Annotated in this window: 20 protein-coding genes; 15 read left to right on the top strand and 5 right to left on the bottom strand. The window is 41.3% G+C overall.

All coding sequences use genetic code 11. The annotated features are described in order from the left end of the window. Positions 1–32: 32 nt before the first annotated feature. The 12 genes from tsf to lpxA all read left to right on the top strand — a co-directional run bounded on the left by tsf (position 33) and on the right by lpxA (position 12,046). Positions 33–884: a translation elongation factor Ts gene (tsf, locus tag CSC79_RS14665; RefSeq protein ID WP_099296501.1), complete on the top strand. Its 852-nt coding sequence runs from the start codon at positions 33–35 to the stop codon at positions 882–884. A 158-nt stretch (positions 885–1,042) separates the two neighbouring features. Then, positions 1,043–1,792 carry a UMP kinase gene (pyrH, locus tag CSC79_RS14660; protein ID WP_087530699.1) on the top strand — a complete coding sequence of 250 codons (750 nt, stop codon included), beginning with the start codon at positions 1,043–1,045 and terminating at the stop codon, positions 1,790–1,792. A gap of 14 nt (positions 1,793–1,806) precedes the next feature. Continuing rightward, on the top strand, positions 1,807–2,364 hold the full coding sequence (frr, locus tag CSC79_RS14655) for a ribosome recycling factor (protein WP_087530698.1): 558 nt from the start codon (positions 1,807–1,809) through the stop codon (positions 2,362–2,364). An 81-nt stretch (positions 2,365–2,445) separates the two neighbouring features. Continuing rightward, a complete protein-coding gene (locus CSC79_RS14650) occupies positions 2,446–3,225 on the top strand; it encodes an isoprenyl transferase (protein WP_099296500.1) in 780 nt (259 codons plus the stop codon). 16 nt (positions 3,226–3,241) lie between these two features. After that, entirely contained in the window at positions 3,242–4,108 is an 867-nt protein-coding gene (locus tag CSC79_RS14645; RefSeq protein ID WP_099296499.1) for a phosphatidate cytidylyltransferase, read from the top strand. Beyond that, positions 4,105–5,310 carry a 1-deoxy-D-xylulose-5-phosphate reductoisomerase gene (ispC, locus tag CSC79_RS14640; RefSeq protein ID WP_099296498.1) on the top strand — a complete coding sequence of 402 codons (1,206 nt, stop codon included), beginning with the start codon at positions 4,105–4,107 and terminating at the stop codon, positions 5,308–5,310. The genes CSC79_RS14645 and ispC overlap by 4 nt, the downstream gene beginning before the upstream one ends. A gap of 1 nt (position 5,311) precedes the next feature. After that, the gene (gene rseP, locus CSC79_RS14635) at positions 5,312–6,664 is read left to right on the top strand and encodes a sigma E protease regulator RseP (protein ID WP_099296497.1); all 1,353 of its coding nucleotides are present in this window, start codon (positions 5,312–5,314) and stop codon (positions 6,662–6,664) included. 96 nt (positions 6,665–6,760) lie between these two features. Next, a complete protein-coding gene (gene bamA / locus CSC79_RS14630; protein WP_099296496.1) occupies positions 6,761–9,232 on the top strand; it encodes an outer membrane protein assembly factor BamA in 2,472 nt (823 codons plus the stop codon). A gap of 11 nt (positions 9,233–9,243) precedes the next feature. After that, positions 9,244–9,762, top strand: coding sequence for an OmpH family outer membrane protein (locus CSC79_RS14625; protein WP_058561304.1), 519 nt, complete (start codon positions 9,244–9,246; stop codon positions 9,760–9,762). 7 nt (positions 9,763–9,769) lie between these two features. Beyond that, on the top strand, positions 9,770–10,810 hold the full coding sequence (gene lpxD, locus CSC79_RS14620) for a UDP-3-O-(3-hydroxymyristoyl)glucosamine N-acyltransferase (protein WP_099296495.1): 1,041 nt from the start codon (positions 9,770–9,772) through the stop codon (positions 10,808–10,810). Positions 10,811–10,820: 10 nt separating this feature from the next. Next, entirely contained in the window at positions 10,821–11,273 is a 453-nt protein-coding gene (gene fabZ / locus CSC79_RS14615; RefSeq protein WP_058561338.1) for a 3-hydroxyacyl-ACP dehydratase FabZ, read from the top strand. Positions 11,274–11,275: 2 nt separating this feature from the next. Beyond that, the gene (lpxA, locus tag CSC79_RS14610) at positions 11,276–12,046 is read left to right on the top strand and encodes an acyl-ACP--UDP-N-acetylglucosamine O-acyltransferase (RefSeq protein ID WP_099296494.1); all 771 of its coding nucleotides are present in this window, start codon (positions 11,276–11,278) and stop codon (positions 12,044–12,046) included. A 54-nt stretch (positions 12,047–12,100) separates the two neighbouring features. Here lpxA and cydC read toward each other — a convergent pair whose 3' ends face one another. Genes cydC through CSC79_RS14585 form a run of 5 tightly spaced genes read right to left on the bottom strand, consistent with a single transcriptional unit; the run spans position 12,101 to position 18,463 of the window. Then, the gene (gene cydC, locus CSC79_RS14605; protein WP_099296493.1) at positions 12,101–13,834 is read right to left on the bottom strand and encodes a thiol reductant ABC exporter subunit CydC; all 1,734 of its coding nucleotides are present in this window, start codon (positions 13,832–13,834) and stop codon (positions 12,101–12,103) included. Then, entirely contained in the window at positions 13,827–15,587 is a 1,761-nt protein-coding gene (gene cydD / locus CSC79_RS14600; RefSeq protein WP_099296492.1) for a thiol reductant ABC exporter subunit CydD, read from the bottom strand. Before cydD ends, cydC begins: the two co-directional genes overlap by 8 nt. Then, the gene (gene cydX, locus CSC79_RS14595; protein WP_099296491.1) at positions 15,577–15,729 is read right to left on the bottom strand and encodes a cytochrome bd-I oxidase subunit CydX; all 153 of its coding nucleotides are present in this window, start codon (positions 15,727–15,729) and stop codon (positions 15,577–15,579) included. The genes cydD and cydX overlap by 11 nt, the downstream gene beginning before the upstream one ends. 11 nt (positions 15,730–15,740) lie before the next feature. Continuing rightward, positions 15,741–16,880 carry a cytochrome d ubiquinol oxidase subunit II gene (cydB, locus tag CSC79_RS14590; protein WP_099296490.1) on the bottom strand — a complete coding sequence of 380 codons (1,140 nt, stop codon included), beginning with the start codon at positions 16,878–16,880 and terminating at the stop codon, positions 15,741–15,743. Beyond that, positions 16,877–18,463, bottom strand: coding sequence for a cytochrome ubiquinol oxidase subunit I (locus CSC79_RS14585; RefSeq protein ID WP_099296489.1), 1,587 nt, complete (start codon positions 18,461–18,463; stop codon positions 16,877–16,879). Before CSC79_RS14585 ends, cydB begins: the two co-directional genes overlap by 4 nt. 364 nt (positions 18,464–18,827) lie before the next feature. On the opposite strand from CSC79_RS14585, the gene lpxB reads away from it, so the two are divergent. The 3 genes from lpxB to dnaE are packed head-to-tail and all read left to right on the top strand — an operon-like array spanning position 18,828 to position 24,062. Continuing rightward, positions 18,828–19,985: a lipid-A-disaccharide synthase gene (gene lpxB / locus CSC79_RS14580; RefSeq protein WP_099296488.1), complete on the top strand. Its 1,158-nt coding sequence runs from the start codon at positions 18,828–18,830 to the stop codon at positions 19,983–19,985. Next, on the top strand, positions 19,975–20,571 hold the full coding sequence (rnhB, locus tag CSC79_RS14575; RefSeq protein ID WP_099296487.1) for a ribonuclease HII: 597 nt from the start codon (positions 19,975–19,977) through the stop codon (positions 20,569–20,571). The genes lpxB and rnhB overlap by 11 nt, the downstream gene beginning before the upstream one ends. After that, positions 20,571–24,062 carry a DNA polymerase III subunit alpha gene (gene dnaE / locus CSC79_RS14570; RefSeq protein WP_099296486.1) on the top strand — a complete coding sequence of 1,164 codons (3,492 nt, stop codon included), beginning with the start codon at positions 20,571–20,573 and terminating at the stop codon, positions 24,060–24,062. Before rnhB ends, dnaE begins: the two co-directional genes overlap by 1 nt. Positions 24,063–24,068 lie beyond the last annotated feature (6 nt).

Below are 24,068 nucleotides of genomic sequence, written 5' to 3'. Positions count from 1 at the left end.
TCTAACCTGAATTCAGATTTGAGGATTTACTAATGGCTGTAACTACTGCCCTAGTTAAAGAATTACGCGAGCGTACAGGCGCTGGCATGATGGATTGTAAAAAAGCGTTAACTGAAACTGATGGTGACATCGAGTTAGCGATTGAGAACATGCGTAAGAGCGGTGCTGCAAAGGCTGCTAAAAAAGCGGGTAACATTGCTGCTGAAGGTACTATCATCATCAAGCAAAGCGCGGGTGCTGCAGTACTTGTAGAAGTTAACTGTCAAACTGACTTCGTAGCTAAAGACGAAAGCTTCCTAGCATTTGCTAACAAAGTTGCTGATTCTGCTATCGCTGACACAACGACTATCGAAGACTTACAAGCTAAGTTTGAAGAAGACCGTGTTGAGCTTGTGACTAAAATTGGTGAAAACATCAATGTTCGTCGTCTTCAGTACATCGCTGGTGAGCAATTAGTTGAGTACCGTCATGGTGAGCGTATTGGTGTTGTTGTTGCAGGTGTTGCTGATGAAGAAACACTTAAGCACGTTGCAATGCACGTTGCTGCTTCAAACCCAGAATACCTAACGCCTGATGATGTGCCTGCTGACGTTGTAGAAAAAGAAAAGCAAGTTCAAATCGACATCGCGATGAATGAAGGCAAGCCTGCTGAAATCGCTGAAAAGATGGTTGTTGGTCGCATGAAGAAGTTTACTGGTGAGGTTTCTCTTACTGGTCAAGCTTTCATCATGGAACCTAAAAAGTCTGTTGGCGAAATTCTTAAAGAGAAAAACGCGACAGTAACTAGCTTCGTTCGTATGGAAGTTGGTGCAGGTATCGAGAAGAAAGAAGAAGATTTTGCTGCTGAAGTAGCTGCGCAAATTGCTGCTGCTAAAGGTCAGTAAGATTAACTATTTGTGATGCAAAAGGAAAATACATGCAATTAAAGTACTATTTGCTTTTGCGTCATGCTTAGAAATTCTTTAAAATAACCGCGCTTTTATGTTTATCATAAGCGCGGTTATTTTTTATCCATAATTTAATAAAAGTTGGCCCCAATACTATGACTATCAATCGTAAACCTATTTTTAGACGTGTTCTTCTCAAATTAAGTGGTGAAGCTTTAATGGGAGATGAAGGCTTTGGCATCGATCCAAAAGTGCTTGATCGTATGGCGCAAGAAATTAAAGAGCTAGTAGAACTCGACGTAGAAGTGGGTTTAGTTATCGGTGGTGGTAACTTCTTACGTGGTGGTTCTCTTGCAGAAGCTGGCATGAACCGCGTTGTAGGCGATCACATGGGTATGCTAGCAACGGTAATGAATGGCCTTGCAATGCGTGACGCTTTGCACCGCGCATTTGTAAACTGTCGTTTGATGTCAGCAATTCCATTAAATGGTGTGTGTGATGCATACAATTGGGCTGAAGCAATTAGTTTATTAAAAACGGGCCGTGTTGTTATTTTTGCAGCAGGTACAGGTAACCCATTCTTCACCACTGATTCAGCTGCATGTTTGCGCGGTATCGAAATCGAAGCAGACACAGTTATCAAAGCGACTAAAGTAGACGGTGTATTTAGCGATGATCCGGTGAAAAACCCAGACGCAACACTTTACCGCCACTTAAGCTACAATGAAATCATTGATAAAGAACTAAAAGTGATGGATCTCGCTGCGTTCACATTAGCACGTGATCACAATATGCCATTAAGCGTATTTAACATGAACAAATCAGGCGCGTTAAAGCGTGTTATTATGGGCGAAGAAGAAGGAACACTTATCTCTTCACAAGCCTCAGATGAAGTAACTAACTAGATTAGGATTGAACCGTGATTAACGATATTCAAAAAGATGCTGCAGAACGCATGCAGAAAAGTGTAACGGCACTTGGCAGTCAACTATCTAAAATTCGTACTGGTCGTGCTCATCCAGCACTTTTAGATGGCATTATGGTGTCATACTACGGTGCGCCAACACCGTTGAACCAAGTAGCGAATGTAACAATTGAAGATTCACGTACACTAGCACTGAGTGTATTTGATAAATCACTTGCACAAGCGGTGGAAAAAGCGATTATGGCTTCTGATTTGGGCTTGAACCCAATGTCAGCGGGTGCAGTTATTCGTGTACCACTTCCTCCACTTACTGAAGAACGTCGTAAAGATTTAATTAAAATCGTACGTGGTGAAGTTGAAAGTGGTCGCGTCGCAGTGCGTAATATTCGTCGTGATGCAAACGGTGATGTTAAAAGCTTATTAAAAGATAAAGACATCTCTGAAGATGAAGCGCACCAAGCTGAAGATGCAATCCAAAAGCTAACTGATAAATTCATCAAAGAGATGGATACTCAATTAACAGCGAAAGAAGCTGAGTTGATGGAAATCTAAGCAGCTAAATAAGCTGAGCTAGGGTTTAGAAATATATTAGTTTTGAAACGCCGTCTGGGGTATACTAGGCGGCGTTTTTTTATGGAATACTCGATATTTATGGTTCTTAACGCTGATAAAATTTCCCAGCAATGTTTACCCAAGCATGTCGCTATAATCATGGATGGCAATGGTCGTTGGGCACAGGCTAAAAATAGGCCACGTGTTTACGGGCATAAAAAAGGGGTGGACGCTGTTCGTCAATCGGTACAGTTTTGTACTAAATTGGGAGTAGAGTCATTGACTTTGTTCGCTTTTAGTAGTGAAAACTGGCAACGTCCTGAAGATGAAGTGAGCACGTTAATGGAGTTATTCTTATTCGTGCTGAGCAAGGAAGTAAAAAAACTTCACAAAAACAATGTAAAATTAACTATTATTGGTGACTTATCACGCTTTTCTGACACTTTGCGTAGTAAAGTGGATGCAGCACATGCGTTAACTGCTGATAATACAGGACTGAAATTAAACGTCGCCGCTAATTATGGTGGCCGTTGGGACATTACAAATGCAGCTAAACAAATTGGTAAACGAATAGCTGCTGGGGAATTAGACCCCAATGATATCACTGAGCAAGATATTGCCTCACAAATGAGTATGCAGGATCAGGCAGAACCTGATTTGCTGATTCGAACGGGAGGAGACTTGCGCATTAGTAACTTTTTATTATGGCAAGCAGCTTATGCTGAGCTTTATTTTACCGATACGCTTTGGCCAGACTTCAATGAAGCTGCTTTTGCTGACGCTATCGCCTGCTACGTTGCCAGAGAGCGACGATTTGGTTGTACCGGCGAACAAATAAAACAATTACTCGCCGAAACCTAATTAAAAGGGTAACACTTTGCTAAAACAACGAATTTTAACCTCTTTAGTGTTAGCGCCTTTGGCGCTGTTATTAGTTTTTTATACACCACTAACTTTATTTAGTTACATTGCCGGTGCCATTGTTTTAATGGGTGCTTGGGAATGGTCTGCCTTTATGGGCTTATGTGATAAATTGAAGCGTTTTGCGTTTGTTATCTTTATTGCGATTTTACTGGCGCTGTTAAATTGGCATTGGCCGATTGAGTCGCTGTGGGTTGACGGGAAATTGGTCGGGGATGCAAACTATATTTTCACCTTATCATTCTCTTGGTGGATTGTTGCAACTTACCTAGTTTGGCGTTACCCATCAATGGCAAAAGCGTGGAATGAAGGGCTTGTGATGCGTGCCATTGCAGGTATTTTAACGTTAGTGCCGCTATGGCTTGCGCTTAATACTCTGCGCAGTGCTAATTATTTAGAGTCCACCCATTTTGGTTCAATGTTGATCCTTGTCGTCCTTGGTATAGTTTGGAGTGCCGACATTGGTGCTTACTTTACTGGTAAAAACTTTGGTAAACACAAATTAATGCCCAAGGTAAGCCCAAATAAAACCATTGAAGGTTTGGCCGGTGGTGTTGTTGCAGCTGTGATCTTTGTTTTAGCGTTTTGCCACTTTAGTGATGTTGATATGGCTGTTTGGCCAATCTATGGTGTAATGACTATTTTTATTGCTTTGTTTTCTGCCATTGGTGATCTGTTAGAAAGTATGTTTAAACGTGAAGCGGGCCTAAAAGACAGCGGTTCATGTTTACCGGGGCATGGTGGCATATTAGACAGACTAGATAGTTTAACCGCTGCAGCGCCTATTTTTGTTTTATGTTATGCATGGACACTCAGTCTATGAGTTGTAAACAACAACTAGTTATTCTTGGTGCGACAGGTTCAATTGGTACTAGCACATTAGATGTTATTGCTAGAAATCCCAGCCAGTTTGAGGTGTTTGCTCTAACTGCCGGTGAGAATGCTAAATCTATGGCCCAGCTGTGCCTTGAGCATCATCCTTTTTTTGCTGTTATGGCTTCTGACAATGCCGCTGAGCAATTAAAACAGCATCTGTCAGGTACTGCGTGTAAAACAATCGTTAGAAGCGGTACAGAGTCAATGAGTGAGCTGGCTGCTCACCCTAGTGTTGATGCTGTGATGTCAGCTATTGTAGGCGCCGCAGGGCTTATCCCCACATTAAGCGCTGTCGAGGCAGGTAAAAAAGTATTACTGGCAAATAAAGAATCGTTAGTGATGTCAGGGCAGTTGTTTATTGATAAAGTAAAACAGCACAAAGCCACACTTTTACCAATAGATAGTGAGCATAATGCTATTTTTCAGTGCTTACCTGGAGCATTGCAAGGTTCAAAAACCAATGCAAAACTTGCAGAGCATGGCGTCAGTAAAATTTTATTGACAGGTTCTGGTGGTCCTTTTTTAACGCGTGATATCAATACACTATCTGCGGTAACGGTTGCTGAGGCAGTCGCACATCCAAATTGGTCAATGGGACAAAAAATATCAGTAGATTCAGCCACCATGATGAATAAAGGCTTAGAGTTTATTGAAGCAAAATGGTTATTTAACTGCGCCGCTAATGATATTGAAGTGGTTATTCACCCACAAAGTATTATTCATTCAATGGTGCAGTACCAAGATGGTTCTGTGCTTGCGCAAATGGGGAATCCTGATATGCGCACGCCTATTGCTCACGCACTTGCTTACCCACAACGCATAGATGCAGGTGTAAAGCCGCTCGATTTTTCAGACATAGCTGATTTTACGTTTACTAAACCTGATTTTGCTCGCTATCCAAACTTAAAACTAGCCATCACTGCGTGTGAGGCTGGGCAAGGTGCTACCACAACAGTTAATGCCGCCAATGAAGTGGCCGTGGCTGCTTTCTTAAAAGGTAAAATTAAGTTCACGGATATTTATCGAGTTAATGCGCAAACATTAGATGCAACTGCGGATGTAAACGTTCATACCCTAGATGAAATTTTAGCGTGTGATAAATTAGCCCGAGAGCAAGCAGTACAACAAATACGCAAGGTACAATGTTGATATGTTCGATTTCTTTTGGAATTTAGGTTCATTTATTCTAGCACTGGGTATTTTAGTTACCGTTCACGAATACGGCCACTTTTGGGTTGCACGTAAAGCGGGGGTTAAAGTCCTGCGCTTTTCAATCGGTTTTGGTAAACCGTTATTAAAGTGGCACGATAAATTGGGTACTGAGTATGTGATAGCAGCCATTCCTTTAGGTGGTTATGTCAAAATGCTTGATGAGCGTGTTGATGATGTGCCTGAAGCTGAACGTCACCTTTCATTTAATGCCAAGTCAGTTCAGGCTCGTATTGCGATTGTTGCGGCGGGACCAATGGCTAATTTTATTTTCGCCATATTCGCTTTAGCAGTAATGTATTTAGTGGGTGTGCAGTCAATAAAGCCGGTTGTTGGTGTGGTACAAGAGGGCAGCAGAGCCGAACTTGCAGGTATCGCGCCTAATCAACAAATTATTAAAATTGGTAATGATGATATTGCCACCTGGCAAGATGCGACATTTGCGTTAATGGCAAGTCTTGGTGATGAACGTGTTGATGTGACTGTTCGCTCTAATGATTACCAAGAGCAAGTTAAAACGATTAATATTGATGGTTGGAAGTTAGACCAACAAGATGTGCCTCCATTAGCGTCACTAGGGATCGTTCCGTTTCGGCCTGATGCAACGTTAGAAGTTGCAGCAATTACCAAAAACTCAGCTGCTTCTATGGGTAACTTAAGAGTTGGCGATGAAATTGTGATGGTAGATGGCGAAACAATAACCAGTTGGCAGCAATTAGTTAATCTTATTCAGCAATCAGCTAACAAATCATTACAATTTAGTGTAAAAAGACAAGATAGTATGGTGTTGCTAACGGTTACTCCGCAAGGTAGAACGGTCGGCAATGGCGTACAACAAGGGTTTTTAGGTGTTGCGCCAGTTGTAGAACAGTGGCCAGAAGGTTACATCGAGACTAGACATTATGGTCCACTGGATAGTATTGTGCTCGGCGTAAAGGAAACGTGGCGTTTAATAAGTTTAAGTTTTGATATGATCGGTAATTTAATTACAGGTCAAGTATCCGTTAAAAATTTAAGTGGTCCTGTAGGGATAGCTGTAGGTGCAGGAACCAGCGTAAGTTATGGTTTTGTTGCCTTTTTAAGCTTTTTAGCATTAATAAGTGTTAACTTGGGTGTATTTAATTTATTACCCTTACCAGTACTTGATGGTGGGCACTTAATGTATTACATAATTGAACTTTTCCGTAAAAAGCCAGTCTCTGAAAAGACACAAGAATTTGGTTTTAAAGTGGGAGCCTTGCTCCTAATTTTTCTAACATGTTTCGCTTTGTTCAATGATGTATCGCGATTATAGAATGGCGACAGTCTCGAATTAAAAAACACGATTGTAAAACATTGCTTTAATGTGGTGTTGAGCGGTAATACAGTTGTAAAGGATAAAGATAATAAAATGGCTATAAAAAAACATTTGGCAGTAACAAGTTTATTAGGGGCAAGCTTTGCAGCCCTTGGCCAAAACTCCTTTATTGTTGACGATTTAAAAGTTGAAGGTTTACAGCGTGTAGCACTCGGTGCTGCCTTAACGCATATTCCAATCAATGTCGGTGACAGTGTAGATGACTATACAATTTCAAAAACAATTAAGTCATTGTATAGCTCAGGTCACTTTGACAACATAAAAGCATTACGTGATGGCAACAATGTTATTTTTAAAGTAACAGAGCGCCCAACGATCAGTTTTATAGAATTTGATGGCAATAAAGATATTAAAGACGAGCAGTTAACTCAGTCTCTTGAGCAGCAAGATATTCGTCAAGGTGAACCGCTAGATAAAACAGTGGTTGATAATATTGAAAAAGGATTAATTGAGTTTTTTCATAGTATTGGTAAGTACAATGCAAAAATCGATATTAGTATCACAAAGTTGCCACGAAACCGCGTTAAATTGAAATTAGAATTTGACGAAGGTGATGCTGCCTCAATCCGCCAAATTAACCTTGTGGGTAATGAGCTTTTCCCTGACGAAGAGCTATTAGCACTCGCTGAATCACAGCAAGATTTAGCTTGGTGGGAGTTTATGGGAAGCGATCGCTACCAAAAGCAAACCATCGAAGGCGACCTTGAAAATATTCGCAGCTATTACTTAGACCGCGGCTATCTTCGTTTTAATATCGATTCAACTCAAGTATCTGTAAGTCCAGAGCGTGAATCTGTTTATGTTACGGCTAACATTACAGAAGGCGTGAAATACAAAGTTAAAGGCTTTGATTTCATCGGTGACTTACTTGGGCGTGAAGAATTAATTAAGAGCGTTATTCCACTGCGTGCCGGCGAGCTTTACAATGGCTCAGTGGTAACATCATCTGAAGAGTTTATTAAAAGCTACTTAGCGCGCTTTGGTTATGCGAATGCCGAAGTACGCACCATTCCTGAAATTGATGATGAGAACAAAGAAGTACAATTAACATTATCGGTCAAACCAGGTAAGCGAGTTTATGTGCGTCGTATCATTGTTGGTGGTAACCAAAATACCTCAGATGAAGTGCTTCGCCGTGAAATGACGCAGTTAGAAGGCGCGTGGCTTTCAAACCAAAACTTAGAGCGTTCAAAATTACAAATTCAACGTTTACCTTATATGGAAACTGTTGATTTTAACGTCGTGCCTGTGCCTGGTGTTGATGACCAAGTTGATGTTGACTTTAATGTCAAAGAGCAATCAGCAGGTAGTTTCAATGCGGGTCTTGCGTATGGTTCATACCTAGGTTTACAGTTTAATATTGGTGTAACTGAGTCAAACTTCTTAGGAACGGGTAACCAAATTGGTTTTAATATTAATACGTCACGTGGTTCTGAGCGCGTAAGCCTATCTTACACAGACCCTTATTTTACGCCGGATGGTGTATCACAAGGTAGCAGCATATTTTACAGTAATTATGATGCAAGTAAGTTTAGCCTTATCGATTATAAATCGAAGAGCTACGGTATTGGTACCAATATAGGTTTTCCAATTGATGCGGTTAACCGTGTAAACTTTGGTATTAAATGGATTCAAGAAGAGCTTTCTGAAATTGCTGAGTATGAGCAAACACGTGTACTGCGTGAGACCTTCTTGGACCCAGAGAACCCAGATGCTGGCTTTGACTTTACCAAGTATGAGTTGAGTGTTGGGTGGTCTCGTATAACAGTAAACCGCGGTTTATTTCCAACTGCTGGTTCACGTCAAACACTTAATCTAACAGGCACAACGCCGAATTCTGATTTAACTTACTTTAAGCTAAATTATGATTCGCGTTTTTATTGGCCGATCAGTGATGATCATCGTTGGGTATTCTCAACGCGTGCAGCACTTGGCTACGGAAATGGTTATGGTGAAACCAATGGTTACGACCAAACGTTACCATTCCAAGAGTACTTCCGTATTACAGAAATGGAATTACGTGGCTTTGACCGTAATACAATTCTACCGCGTGCAGTATCTAGAACGCCAAAATTAATTCCGGGCACCCCATTGCCAGATGGTACACCGACTGGCAGTATAGGCGGCGCATCAGAGTTTGACGTACTAAATACACAAGGTCGAATTGGTGGTAATGCGAAAGCGGTTGCGGGTATGGAGTTAATTGTACCGACGCCATTCTTAGATGAAGAGAACACGAGTTCTGTGCGTACTAGTTTCTTTGTTGATGCTGCGAACGTGTGGGATACAGAGTTTAGCGTTGATCGTTATCAGAATTTAGGGCCGGATGAGCGTGCTAAATTAGAGGACTACTCAGATCCAGCACGTTTTAGAGTATCAACAGGTTTATCATTACAGTGGGTTTCACCTATGGGCCCAATGCTGATTAGTTTTGCGTATCCATTGCAACAAGAAGAAGATGACGATACGAAGACCATCAGTTTTAATATTAGTAATACATTCTAAAGGAGTTTTTTGTGAAGAAATCATTTAAATCATCGGCAATTGCCTTATTAGCCACACTTATGATGGGTACTTCAGCGAGCGCATTTGCTCATAAAGTAGGCATTGTAGATATGCAAGAAATCTACAAGCAAATTCCTCAAATGGCTAAAGTAGAGCAAACTTTACAAGCTGAATTTGCTGAACGTCGCCAAGAAATTGAGAAACTTCAAGGCGATATCCGTTTTGAAGCTGAAAAATTTAAACGTGAAAGCACAACAATGAGCCAAGCGCAAAAAGATGCACTACGCGAAAAAGTTGAAGGTATGCAAAAAAATCTTGCAGAAAAAGGTCGTCCTTTAGAGCAAGAAATTAAAATGCGTCAAAATCAAGAATTAGCTAAAGTACAAAAGCTTATTATTGATGCAATCCAAACAGTTGCTAAAGATGGCAAGTATGATGAAGTTAAAGTAAAAGACACTACTGTTTACTTTAACCCAAAGACAGTTTCTGATTTATCAGAAAAAGTTGTTGAAAAAGTAAGTAAACAATAGAAGAAATATGCAAAATTATACGCTTTCGCAGATTGCGGAACTTCTTGGCGCTGAACTCGATGGGGACGGCGCTTTAGAAATCTCAAAAATAGCGACACTTGCAAATGCCCAGTCTGGGCATATTGCATTTTTAGCGAATAAGAAATATCGCCCACAATTGGACAATACACGTGCCAGTGCAGTGATATTATCTGCAGCAGATGCTCCTTATTTTCAGGGTAATAAGCTTATTGCTGCTAATCCTTATAACAGCTATGCACAGCTTGCTCAGATAATGGATACAACGCCTACATCAGCAGTAAAAGGCATTCACTCCAGTGCAGTTGTTCATCCGGACGCACAGGTTGCTAGTTCGGCTTCTATTGGCGCCAATGTTGTGATTGAAGCAGGAGCACAGATTGCTGACAATGTGCAAATAGGTGCTAATTGTTTTATCGGTGCGATGGCTAAAATAGGCAGTAACACCAAACTGTGGTCGAATGTATCTATTTATCATGATGTTGAAATTGGCGAAAACTGTCTATTTCAAGCAAACTCAATCATAGGTAGCGATGGTTTTGGTTACGCTAATGATAAAGGCCAGTGGATAAAAATACCGCAAATCGGTGCTGTCATTATTGGTGATAACGTTGAAATTGGTGCAGGGGCAACGATTGATCGCGGTGCAATTGATAATACAATAATCTCTAATAATGTGATTATCGACAATCAGGTCCATTTAGCACACAACGTAGAGATTGGGTCGGGTACTGCTATTGCAGGTTGCACAGTAATCGCTGGTAGTACTACAGTAGGTAAAAATTGCCAATTTGCTGGGCTTGTAGGTATAAATGGTCACATTGATATATGTGATGGTGTTATACTTACCGGCATGAGTATGGTAACTAAGTCAATTAAAGAGCCTGGTATCTACTCTTCTGGTATGCCGCACTCTACAAATAAAGAGTGGCGTCGTAATATCGCTCATTTGCGTAATTTACCAGAGATGAAAGACCGTCTTAAAGCACTAGAGACTTTGACTCAGTCATTAAATGTTGATAATCAATAAGGATGCTATTTTGGCAAACGAATTAAATAGCTTGGATATACAAGAAATATTGAGCTTACTGCCGCACCGTTACCCTATGTTATTAGTGGACAGAGTGCTTGACCACACGCCAGGCGAGTCACTTCACGCCATTAAAAACGTTAGCGTGAATGAACCTATTTTTACTGGTCATTTTCCAAATCAGCCAATTTTCCCGGGTGTTCTTATTTTAGAGGCGATGGCACAAGCCACAGGCCTGCTTGGGTTTAAAACGGTTGAAAATCGCAGTGAAAATGAGCTTTACTTATTTGCTGCAATCGACAATGCGCGATTTAAACAACCGGTTGTTCCTGGCGATACTATGCATTTGCATGTACAGTTTTTAAAAGAGCGCCGCAATATATGGAAATTTGCAGCAGAAGCGAAAGTTGATGGTAAGGTAGTGTGTACTGCTGAAATCATGTGTGCGAGAAGAGAGCTTTAATTGTGATCCATCCTACAGCGATAATCGAATCAGGTGCGAAATTAGGTAATAATGTATCAGTTGGTCCTTATAGCTACATTGGCAACGATGTGGTGATAGGTGATGATTGTATTATTGAATCTCATGTTGTTGTGAAAGGGCCTTCTACTATTGGCTCTGGCAATCATATTTTTCAATTTGCGTCAGTAGGCGAAGCCTGCCAAGACAAAAAATATAACAACGAGCCAACAACGCTTATTATCGGTGATAATAATGTTATTCGTGAATGTGCGACAATTCATCGTGGTACAATTCAAGACCAAGGTGTTACCAAAATTGGTAGTAATAACTTATTTATGGCGTATACCCATGTTGCACATGATGCGGTAATTGGGGATAACGTTATTTTTGCAAACAATGCTTCAGTTGCTGGCCATGTTCATGTTGGTGATTGGGTTATCCTTGCTGGTAATTCGGGGATTCACCAATTTTGTAAAATCGGAGCACATGCTTTTGTGGGGATGTACTCTGGTGTAAACAAAGACGTGCCACCCTTTGTAACGACGATTGGTACACCCGCTAGTCCCGTTGCTATTAATACCGAAGGTATGAAACGCCGTGGTTTTGAAAGTGATGAAGTAATGGCGACACGCCGTGCTTATAAAACACTTTATCGAAAGAGCTTAGGTGTTGATGAGGCAATCGCCGCATTGAGTGAAGATGCCGCTAAGTATCCAGCAGTTCAGCTAATGGTTGAATTTGTAAAAAATTCTGAACGTGGAATTATTCGTTAATTACATCGCTTAATAAAAACCACCGCTTAGTAATAATCGGTGGTTTTTTTATGCTTAAAATCGTGTTACCAAAGACATGTAATCCACTTCATTTGCAAGTAAAGCACTGTGACTATCAATAGCTCTTATAGCTCCTTCCTCTAGCCATATCACTTTATCCATTGAATCCAACAATGCGGGGTCATGTGTAATGGTGATAATTGTTTTATCTGCCATGACATCCATTATCGTATTGATCACTTGGTGTTTAGTATGGTTATCTAAACTTTCAGTTGGTTCATCTAAAACCATGATAGGGCTATCGCGAAGTAAGGCTTGTGCAATAGCAATTCGCCTTGCTTGGCCTTGTGATACGGCTCGTCCTGCTGTCCCTAAGCGTGTATTTAAGCCAGAAGGCAGTTGTGATAGCCATGAACCTAATTGTGCTTGTTCACACACTTTCATAAGCATATCGTCAGTGGCATTTGGCTGTGCGTAGCGTAAGTTTTCAGCCAAAGAGCCATCAAATATATAGTGATGTTGTGCAAGGATAGTCAGTAAATCAAAGCGGTTATCTATTGATAGAGTGTCAATATCAATAGAGTCTTCAAGTGTGTGCAGTTTGACCTGCCCATTTTGCGTTGGCCATAGCCCTGTTAATAAATTGATTAGTGTAGTCTTTCCACTGCCACTAGGACCCACTAATGCGACTTTTTGCTTCGCTGAAATCGTTAAATTAACTTTTTTCAGTGCGTGAGTTTGGTCATTATAGCGATAATCAATATTAGAAAAAGAAAGACCTAGAGGTTGCTTATTAACAGTTACCGCTGCGGTTAAAGGAGGTGATGTCAATTTGTCTTCCAATTCAAAGATACGTGCTGCAGCGCTTAAAGTATTGGGAAGTTGAATAAACGCATTAGGAAGATTAAGCACGGTTTCAAAACTTGCTAAAACAAATAAGCTCATCATTGCTAATTCGACATTCGCGACTTGATTGCTGCTTATAAGTGGGATCAAGATCACAATACTACTTAGCATAGTCAACTGTGTGATTAATAAAGTAAGTCCATTACTATTAGCTATTGCACTGTGTCGTTTATGTAACTGCTGATTATATAACTCACTTGAGGCATCGCATGTTGCCAGCAATTTAGCTGAGGCTTGATAAAGCATTAATTCTCGCGAGCCTTTTAGGGTCTCTGATAACTGTGCTCTTAAAAGTGCAGATTGTTCTCGCTCGTGTGTGGCTGTTTTACTAAATTTAGCACCTAAATACGAAGGTACAATAACGCCGACGATCATAAGAGCAGTAAAGCATACCAAGGCTACATTAGGGTTATATGCACTCATAAATAGCATGATAATAGGTATACCAAACACGGCAACGACAAGAGGCAATAAAACATTTAAGTAAAAAGCATCTAGTGCGTCAACATCATTTTGCATTCGATTGACTAAATCAGCACTGCGGCTCATGGCTAAGTCTACGTTGTTCAACTGGCTTAATGTTTTAAATGCCCGTACTCGAATTTCACTCAGTAGCAAAAACGTCGCATTGTGAGTGATGAGCCGCTCGCCGTAGCGAGAAGCTGTTCTTACAATCGCTAAAAATCGAATGACACCGGCAGGCGTAAAGTAATTCATATGCACAGATGCAATACCCGCAGCTGCCATTGCAGCCAAAAACCAGCCTGAAATTGCAAGCAAACCAATGTTAGCTAAAACGGTCAAGGTTGATAAAAGGGCACCAAGCAGTAACATCCCTGCGTGGGGTCTACATAGTTTTAATAAACGAATAAAGTTAGTCATGTTGAACACCTGCGTTAACAAGTTGCCAGAATCTGCCTTCTTTCTCATTTAGCTGTAGATAGCTGCCTTGCTCGATAATTTTTCCTTGTTGCATCACATAAATTTTGTCTGCTTTACTAACGGTATTTAATCTGTGAGCTATAACAAGGACTAGGTGGTGTTTTGCGTAGTCAGTAATCGCCGTATTAATTAATTGTTCTGTTTGGCTATCAAGGTGAGCGCTAGGTTCATCTAGCATCAAGATTGGCGCATTTTTTAAAAAAGCACGTGCTAAAGCGATACGTTGTTTTTGGCCGCCAGAGAGGCCTTCTCCTTGCTCACCAAGCAGTGTATCAAACCCATGAGGCAATGCGAGAATAAACTCAAGAGCGCCTGCTTTAGCGGCAGCGCGTTCTAGTTGTGTTTGTGTAGCTTGAGCATTGGCTATACGTAAGTTATCAGCAACACTCATATAAAATAAGGTCGGGTTTTGAGGTATCCACGCTATGTTTTGTAACCAGCTCTGGTTTTCATAGCGAGAAAGGGCATTGCCGTTGATGAAAATGTGTGAATTTGCTTGATGATGAAAGCCAAGTAAACAATCAAACAAGGTACTTTTACCTGCGCCACTGTCGCCTACAAATGCGAACAACCCCTGCTCAGGAAGGCTGATATTTATATCGGATATTCCTTCTTTACTATCAGGGTATAAAAAACTTAACTGCTTGGCGCTAATATTTTTTATGGGTAATGGTACAGTTTGAGTTTGTTGTAGCGGTAGCTGCTCTTGCGCATTGATGATATCAATCATATCTGCAGCGGCGCTAATGCCTTCTAATCGTGCATGATAATGGCTGCCCATTTGGCGTAAGGGTAAATAAAATTCTGGGGCTAGGAGTAAAACAACAAAGCCGGTAGCAAAATCAAGGGTGCCAAAAAACAACCTAAAGCCGATGATTACAGCGACTAAGGCGACGCTAATAGTGGCAAAAAACTCTAACGTAAATGCAGACAAAAATGCGACTTTAAGTACACTCATTGTTGAGGATCTAAAGTCATCAGAAATTCTTGCAATGTGAGTCAGCTCAGAGCGAGTTGCGTTGAACAATTTTAATTGCGTCAACCCTTGGATCCGATCTAAAAAATAATTCCCTAAAATTGAGAGTTGCTGCCAACGTTGTTGATTTATCTCTTCTGCCTTATGACCTACTAAAATCATAAAAAACGGGATTAAGGGAGCAGTGAACAAAAATATTAACCCTGCTTTATAATCTGTTGGAAAAATCACTACAAGAATCGCCACAGGGATGAGTGCGCTGTATGCAATACTGGGCAAATAATTAGCGTAATATTGGTGCAGTGCTTCAACACCGTCATGCAGTGTATTTAACGTTGCACCTTGGCCTTTTTGTTCAATGTATGTAGGCCCTAAGCGGTTTAACTTTGCGAGTAATGTTTTGCGCATGGAAGATTTAATCTTTTGCGCAGCATAATGGCTAAGTCTTTCGCTTAGCGCTAAAAATAAAGCCCGTAATAATATGAGTCCAGCTAAAGGCCAAAGCAGATAGCTCACTTCGTTGATATTTTTGCTTTCAAACATGACAAGATGTGCTGCATTTGCCAGTAAGTAACAGGACGCTATCATTAACAACGCGTTGAGTGTACCAAGTACAATGCTCATTTTTAATAAGCGTGCACCACTTTGACTGTGGTGTTTTAAGAATGCACGCAGTTTGGTTTGCTGCGCGCGAACGGGCCGTTTTTTAGTTGTCATCTTGGCGTTTAAGCCTTTCGTGTAGTTCTAATTCATCATCAGCAATGCTGTCTTTATTTTGCTGAAACTCGTACCACATGACATTAATCACGCCTAAAGTACAAGCTAATAAAACACCCAGTATCCATGCGAAATACCACATAATAAGTCTCCTTAATAGCTGCCGTGAGTGTTGTTCGTAATTTCAGTTTGGGTGACTTTACGCCACATTTTTACGTAGCACCAAGTTGTGTAACATAAAATTAAAGGAACAAAAATGATAGCAGCAATAAACATTACATTTAATGTCATATGACTAGAAACAGCGTCCCACATTGTTAAGCTTATATTTGGATTATTACTTGAAGGCATAATAAATGGAAACATCGCACTGCCTGCAGTCATAATAACCCCTATTAACATGGTGCTGGTTGTAGCTAACGCTAATGCAGGTTTGTTTAGCTTAGATAATATAATGGCAAAGATTGCTGATACAAAAGCCAATATAGGGAACGCTATTGTGAGTGGCATTTTACTATAATTATCAAGCCACGCACCGGGCGCTGTTGTAACTACCTTGCCAAGTGGATTCGCATAGCTTTGAGTATCTGGCATCGAGATAATTTGATAGCCGTCCATTTTTGCCACCCAGAATCCTGCAATAGCAAAAAGAGCGATAAATAGCATTAAAGCATAGCGACCGTATTGGGCTGATCGAACTGATACTTCAGCGTCAGTTCTCAATTGTAACCACATGCCAGCATGACCAACCAGCATAGTGACGCTTAGCAAACCAGCGATTAATGCAAATGGGTTAAGCAAAGCAAAAAAGGAGCCTTGATAGGTCGTGCGTAATAAATTATCAATATCAAAAGGCACCCCTTGAAGTATATTTCCAAACGCGACACCAAACACCAAAGCGGGCACAAAGCTCCCAACGAGCAGCGCCCAATCCCAATTATTACGCCATTTTGCCGATTCGAGTTTTGAGCGATAGTCAAAGGCAAGTGGTCGTAAAAACAGCGCAAACAACACCAACATCATCGCAAAGTAGAAGCCAGAGAACGCAGCGGCGTAAACCATTGGCCAAGCTGCAAATAATGCTCCGCCAGCGGTTATAAACCACACTTGATTGCCATCCCAATGTGCACCAATGGTATTGATCACAGTACGGCGCTCTAAATCTGTTTTACCCACTAGGCGTAACAAAATTGCTACCCCCATGTCCATGCCATCAGTAATAGCAAAGCCTATGAGTAATACGCCTATTAACAGCCACCAAAGGAACTTTAAGGTTTCGTAATCAAAAATCATGACTGTGCTCCTTGGTTTAGTTGTTTATCAGCTTTTTCAAGTTCAAAGTGATACTTACCTGTGTGCAATGAGCTTGGTCCGAGTTTTACAAATTTGAGCATCAACCAGCCTTCTATGACGGCTAAGCAAATATAAAAAATAACAAACGCAGTAATGGTGAAAAGTAAGTCATTGACAGTTAACGACGATGTGGCTAAAAATGTAGGTAACACTTCTGATATAGCCCAAGGTTGGCGACCATATTCAGCAACAATCCAACCAAACTCTATAGCAATCCAAGGCAGGGGAATACTCCATACAGCCGCTTTTAACAACCAGCGTTTTTGTTCAATAACACGATGCGCGTTGTAGTAAAACGACAGGGCGAATACCACAAGCATGATCATGCCGCAGCCGACCATGATTCGGAACGACCAAAACATAGGGCCAACCCGTGGGAAAGAGTCTTTCACTGCTTTTTGTATCTGTTCCTCTGTTGCATCGACTACATTCGGTGTATAGCGTTTAAGTAACAAACCGTACCCAAGGTCATCTTTTAAGGTGTCAAATTTGGCTATATTTGCAGGGGTGTCTTCGCCATTTCTGAGCTTTTCAAGGTACTCATACGCTATCATGCCGTTTCTAATACGTACTTCGTGTTTTTTCTCTAAATCACTAATACCAGTTACTTGCTCATCAAGCGAACGCGTTGCAATTAAGCCTAATGCGTAAGGGATTTTAACGGCAGCATGCGTCACTTGTTCATCTGAATCAGGAATACCAATTGCTGTGAAAGCAGCTGGAGCTTCTTCGGTATGCCATTCTGCTTCAATAGTGGCTAATTTTACTTTTTGCACTTCGCCAACTTCGTAGCCAGATTCATCACCCAGTAAGATGACACATAAAATTGATGCTAAACCAAAACCAGAGGCAACTGAAAATGAGCGCTTAGCAAAAGCCAAATCGCGACCTTTTAAGATATACCAGCTACTAATACCAAGGACGAACATTGATGCAGCGACATAACCTGCCGACACGGTGTGAATAAATTTAACTTGTGCAACGGGGTTAAATACTAATTCAGCAAAACTGGTCATTTCCATGCGCATTGTCTGGTAATTAAACTCAGCACCAACTGGATTTTGCATCCAACCATTGGCTACCAAAATCCAAAGGGCAGACAAGTTCGTGCCAATAGCCATCAAAAAAGTAACACCTAAATGCTGTCGCTTTGTTAGTCTTTGCCAGCCGAGAAAGAACATGCCTACAAAGGTGGACTCTAAAAAGAATGCCATTAAACCTTCAATCGCCAGTGGAGCTCCAAACACATCGCCTACATAGTGTGAATAGTACGACCAATTTGTTCCAAACTCGAACTCCATGGTTAAGCCAGTAGCCACACCAACCGCAAAGTTAATCCCAAATAATTTACCCCAAAATTTAGTCATGTCACGGTAGATTTCTCTACCAGTCATAACATAAACAGATTCTATAATAACCAAAATCCATGTCATGCCTAATGTTAGCGGGACAAAGAGGAAGTGAAACAGTGCAGTGATCGCAAATTGCAATCGCGATAGATCGACAAACGCTTCATCTATCATAGTGTGCTCCTTTAAAGTTGACGGCGCGGCTGTATTATCTTTCAGAAATTACTGAAACTTCGCTAATTCTATGCCTTTATTGATTTTAGTCAACCCAAGAGTGTAAAAAATAGCTTATGTATAGAGCATTAATCAATGTGACAGAAATATAAAATATTGGATAAATCTAGACTTATTTCACTTAAGACCCAATGCAACCAATGATTTTTCAGCAATTTGGCGCCTCAATGCACCTTATTTACAAAGTTGAGTTTGTTGTTTATGCGCTAAGGAATAAATTAATATTACCTCCCAACATTTATACTGCATTGAAAACACGTTAAACTGCTGCTATTAAATGCAGAGTTAATTGCGAAAAGAATCAATGAATAATCAGAGCAAACCATTACGCATAGCAATTGTAGTGGGTGAACTATCCGGTGATATATTAGGCGAAGGTCTTATAAAAGCACTAAAAATACGCTACCCAAATGCCATTTTTGAAGGCATTGCAGGCCCTAAAATGCAGGCACAGGGATGTAAAAGTTTATTTGATATGGAAGATCTTGCCGTTATGGGCTTGGTTGAAGTGTTAGGGCGTTTACCTCGGTTATTAAAAATTCGTAAGCAACTCATTCAGCACTTCCTTGATAACCCTCCTGACATCTATATTGGCATAGATGCGCCTGACTTTAACCTGCGTATTGAAAAACCATTAAAAGATGCGGGTATTAAGACGGTACAGTATGTTAGCCCGTCTGTGTGGGCGTGGCGTGAAAAGCGTATTCATAAAATTAGTGCCGCAACCAATATGGTGCTTGCTCTTTTGCCATTTGAAAAAGCGTTCTATGATAAGCACAACGTACCTTGCACATTTGTAGGTCATACGCTTGCTGATGATATTGCCTTGGAACATGATAGCAGTGCAGCCCGTATAGAACTGGGTTTGAATGACAATGACAAAGTATTGGCATTGTTACCCGGTAGTCGTGGTTCAGAAGTCGGTTTATTAAGTGAGACCTACATTCAAACAGCGGCTGAGTTACAAGCTAAAAACCCAGATTTAAAAATTGTGGTGCCGTTAGTTAATGACAAGCGAAAAGCTCAGTTCAGTGAAATTTTAGCCACCACAGCACCGTCGTTAAAAATACAATTGCTGGATGGGCAATCTGATATTGCAATGCAAGCAGCAGATGCCATTTTAATCGCCTCTGGTACGGCGACATTAGAAGGCATGTTATATAAAAAACCTATGGTGGTGGGTTATAAAATTAAACCGATGAGTTACTGGATATTTAAAACCTTGTTTACCTTTAATATTAAATATTTCTCATTACCTAATTTATTAGCAGATGAAGAGTTAGTGCCTGAGTTTTTACAAGCAGACTGCAATGTTGAAAACTTAACACATGCCCTAAAGCCTATGCTAGAGGGTAATAATAGTGCGTTAAAATCACGCTTTTTAGCGATTCACCAACAAATACGCTTAAATGCTAGCGAGCAAGCCGCGGCGGCAGTAGCGGAGTTATTAAATGCAAATTGAAAGACCAAATCTAACTTTTATCGCCGGTGTTGACGAAGTAGGCCGTGGCCCACTTGTTGGTGACGTAGTTACTGCTGCGGTGATACTTGACCCAACAAAGCCGATTGCAGGCCTTGCTGATTCAAAAAAATTAACTGATAAAAAACGTCAAGCACTGGCCCTCGAAATCAAAGAAAAAGCACTTTGTTGGTCAATTGGCCGTTGTAGCCCAATAGAAATAGATGAATTAAATATTTTACACGCCACGATGCTTGCCATGACTCGCGCGGTAGAAGGATTAACGACTACACCAGAGTTTGTGTTTGTTGACGGAAATCGACTGCCATCTTTAGAAATGCCAGCACAAGCAGTGGTAAAAGGCGATAGCTTAGTGGCTGAAATTTCAGCAGCTTCTATTTTAGCGAAAGTTGCTCGTGATGATGAAATGATTGAACTGGATAAACGCTACCCGCAATACGGTTTTGCAGGGCACAAAGGTTACCCAACGAAAGCGCATTTTGCAGCACTTGAGCAATATGGTGCAATTGATGAGCACCGTAAAAGTTTTAAACCAGTGCAACGCGTACTAGCAATGCAGGAGCAATAATGGCGGCTCCTGATTTTGTACATTTACGTGTTCACTCTGACTTTTCGATGGTCGATGGTTTGGCTAAAACCAAACCGATTGTTGCCAAAGCACAAGAGCTAGAATTACCAGCCTTAGCAATTACCGATCAAATGAACTTGTGTGGTTTAGTGCGTTTTTACGATACAGCCCACAACGCAGGTATAAAGCCAATTGTAGGGGCTGATTTTTGGCTCCACAGTCCTGAGTTTCCAGAAGGGCCATGTAGACTTGTTATTTTGGCTAAAGATAACATTGGCTATAAAAATATTACATTATTGATCTCAAAAGCGTATCAGCGCGGGCATTTATTTCATCGCCCTGTTATTGAACGAGAGTGGCTGGTGGAGCACAAAGAGGGCCTTATTTTACTCTCTGGCGCTAAAGACGGTGATTTAGGTAAAGCACTGTTAAAAGGCAACGCTGGTATTATTGAATCAGTGGTCAGCTTTTATAAACAGCATTTTAGCGACCATTATTACATCGAGCTTATTCGTACTCTACGAACTCAAGAAGAAGAATACTTGCACTTAGCGGTAGAGCTTGCCGACGTTGAGCAACTACCAGTGGTCGCAACAAATGAAGTGGTCTTTCTAAAGCCTGAAAACTTTGAAGCGCATGAGATCCGCGTCGCCATTTTTGATGGTTACACTCTGGATGACAAACGTCGCCCCAAACGTTTTTCTGAGGAGCAATACCTTAAAACGCCAGAGCAAATGGCTGAGCTGTTCAGTGATATTCCAGAAGCACTACAAAACAGTGTCGAAATAGCTAAGCGCTGCAATGTAACGGTGCAACTGGGTACTTACTTTCTACCTGATTACCCAACTGGCTCATTAAATATTGAAGACTTCTTAGTTAAAGTTTCAGAAGATGGCCTTGAAGAACGTTTACAGTTTTTATTCCCAGATGAAAACGACCGTAAAGAAAAACGAGTCGAATATGATGAGCGACTAAAAATAGAACTCGACGTCATCAACCAAATGGGTTTTCCAGGTTATTTCTTAATCGTAATGGAATTCATCCAATGGAGTAAGGATAATAATATTCCAGTTGGGCCGGGGCGTGGTTCTGGTGCGGGCTCGTTGGTGGCTTATGCACTTAAGATAACCGATCTTGACCCATTAGAATTTGATTTACTTTTCGAACGCTTCTTAAACCCTGAGCGTATTTCCATGCCGGATTTCGACGTCGATTTCTGTATGGATAGACGTGATGAAGTAATCGATCACGTATCAGCGCTATATGGACGGGATGCGGTATCGCAGATCATCACCTTTGGTACGATGGCAGCAAAAGCGGTTATTCGTGACGTTGGTCGTGTGCTTGGGCACCCTTATGGTTTTGTTGACCGTATCTCAAAATTGATACCGGGCGATCCGGGTATGACCCTAGCAAAAGCGTTTGACGTTGAGCCGCGTTTGCAAGAGGCTTACGATGGCGATTCTGAGGTCAAAGACTTAATTGATATGTGCCGCATCCTCGAAGGGTGTACACGTAATGCCGGTAAGCATGCGGGTGGTGTAGTTATATCACCCACCACCATCACCGATTTTGCCGCGCTTTATTGTGATGATGAAGGGAAGTTTCCGGTTACTCAGTTTGATAAAAATGATGTAGAAACAGCCGGCTTAGTTAAATTTGACTTCTTAGGTCTAAGAACGCTGACAATCTTGCAGTGGGCAATTGATATGACCAACGAGCGCCTTGAGCGTGAAGGCAAGAAGCCTGTTGATATCAACGCAATCCCACTGGATGATAAAAAGAGTATAGAGCTATTATTACGCGCCGAAACGACCGCGGTCTTCCAGCTCGAATCACGAGGCATGAAAGATCTGATCAGACGTCTTAAACCTGACTGCTTTGAAGATATGATAGCCTTAGTGGCCTTGTTTAGACCAGGGCCACTGCAATCGGGCATGGTAGATAACTTTATTGACCGTAAATTAGGTCGAGAAGACATCTCTTACCCCGACGCACAATATCAGCACGAAAGCTTACAGCCTATTCTTGAGCCTACTTACGGTATCATCCTGTATCAAGAGCAAGTAATGCAAATTGCGCAGGTGTTGGCGGGTTATACGCTCGGTGGCGCAGATATGCTGCGCCGTGCAATGGGTAAGAAAAAGCCCGAAGAAATGGCAAAGCAACGTTCAACCTTTGAAGATGGTGCAAGAAATAACGGCATTGACGGCGAACTTGCAATTAAAATCTTCGACTTGGTAGAGAAGTTTGCGGGTTATGGTTTTAACAAATCTCACTCAGCAGCTTACGCGTTAGTTTCGTACCAGACGTTGTGGATGAAAACGCACTACCCAGCCGAGTTCATGGCTGCGGTAATGTCGGCTGATATGGATAATACCGATAAAATTGTAATTTTGGTGGATGAGTGTGAAAACATGAAACTCACCTTATTACCGCCGGATGTAAACGCAGGTGAGTTTAAATTTACTGTAAATCAGCAAGGCGAAATTGTATACGGTATCGGCGCCATTAAAGGGGTAGGTGAAGCACCTGTTGAAGCAATTTTAGAGGCGCGCAGTGAAGGCGGCCCGTTTAAAGACTTGTTTGATTTTTGCGCTCGAGTTGACTTGAAGCGGTTAAATAAACGTGTCACGGAGAAATTGATTTACGCCGGTGCACTTGATCAACTTGGCCCAGATAAAACTCAACCTGGGCGAGCAACCTTATTAGCGAGCCTTAAAGATGCTATGCGCGCCGCTGATCAACACAACAAAGCAGAGTCTCTTGGTCAAACCGATTTGTTTGGTTTACTGGCCACAGAGCCTGATGAAGTTGAACAAGCCTTTATAAAAGCGACGCCGTTGACCGATAATCAATGGTTAGATGGCGAAAAAGAAACACTCGGCCTTTATTTAACCGGCCACCCAATCAATCAATACCGTAAAGAGCTTAAACATTACACCACAGGCCGTTTAGTGGACTTGCAGCCAACTAATCGAGATGTGCAATCTACCGCTGCAGGGCTTGTCATTGCAGCGCGAACACTCATAAATAAGAAGGGAAATCGCTGGGGGCTTATAACTTTAGATGACAAGAGTGCCCGTATTGATGTACGCTTATTCCCAGAACAGTTTGAAATGTACCAAGATATGCTGCAAATCAACAATATCTTGGTAATATCTGGACAGGTCAGCTTTGATAACTTCTCCGGTGGCATTACAATGACCGCCAGAGACATATGTACCATTGCTCAAGCGCGCGAAAAACGTATAAAAGCGATTAAAATGACGCTGAACATGGTACAAATCGAGGCAAACTTCTTCGATAATTTACAAAAAGTACTTGAACCTTATAAGTTTGGTACTTGTCCTATTAGGGTTTTCTATCAACGTCCAGATGCGTTGGCCGAGTTAACCTTAGGTACAGAATGGTGTGTTACGCCTAGTGATGACTTAATTCATAAGCTTTCACTGATGGCGGCGCAAGATGTAGAACTAGAATTTAACTAATTAGGT

The sequence above is a fragment of the Pseudoalteromonas sp. 3D05 genome (assembly GCF_002723455.1).
GTDB lineage: Bacteria > Pseudomonadota > Gammaproteobacteria > Enterobacterales > Alteromonadaceae > Pseudoalteromonas.
Note: the sequence above shows the minus strand (reverse complement) of the source record. Positions and strands in the feature narration are given on the sequence as shown.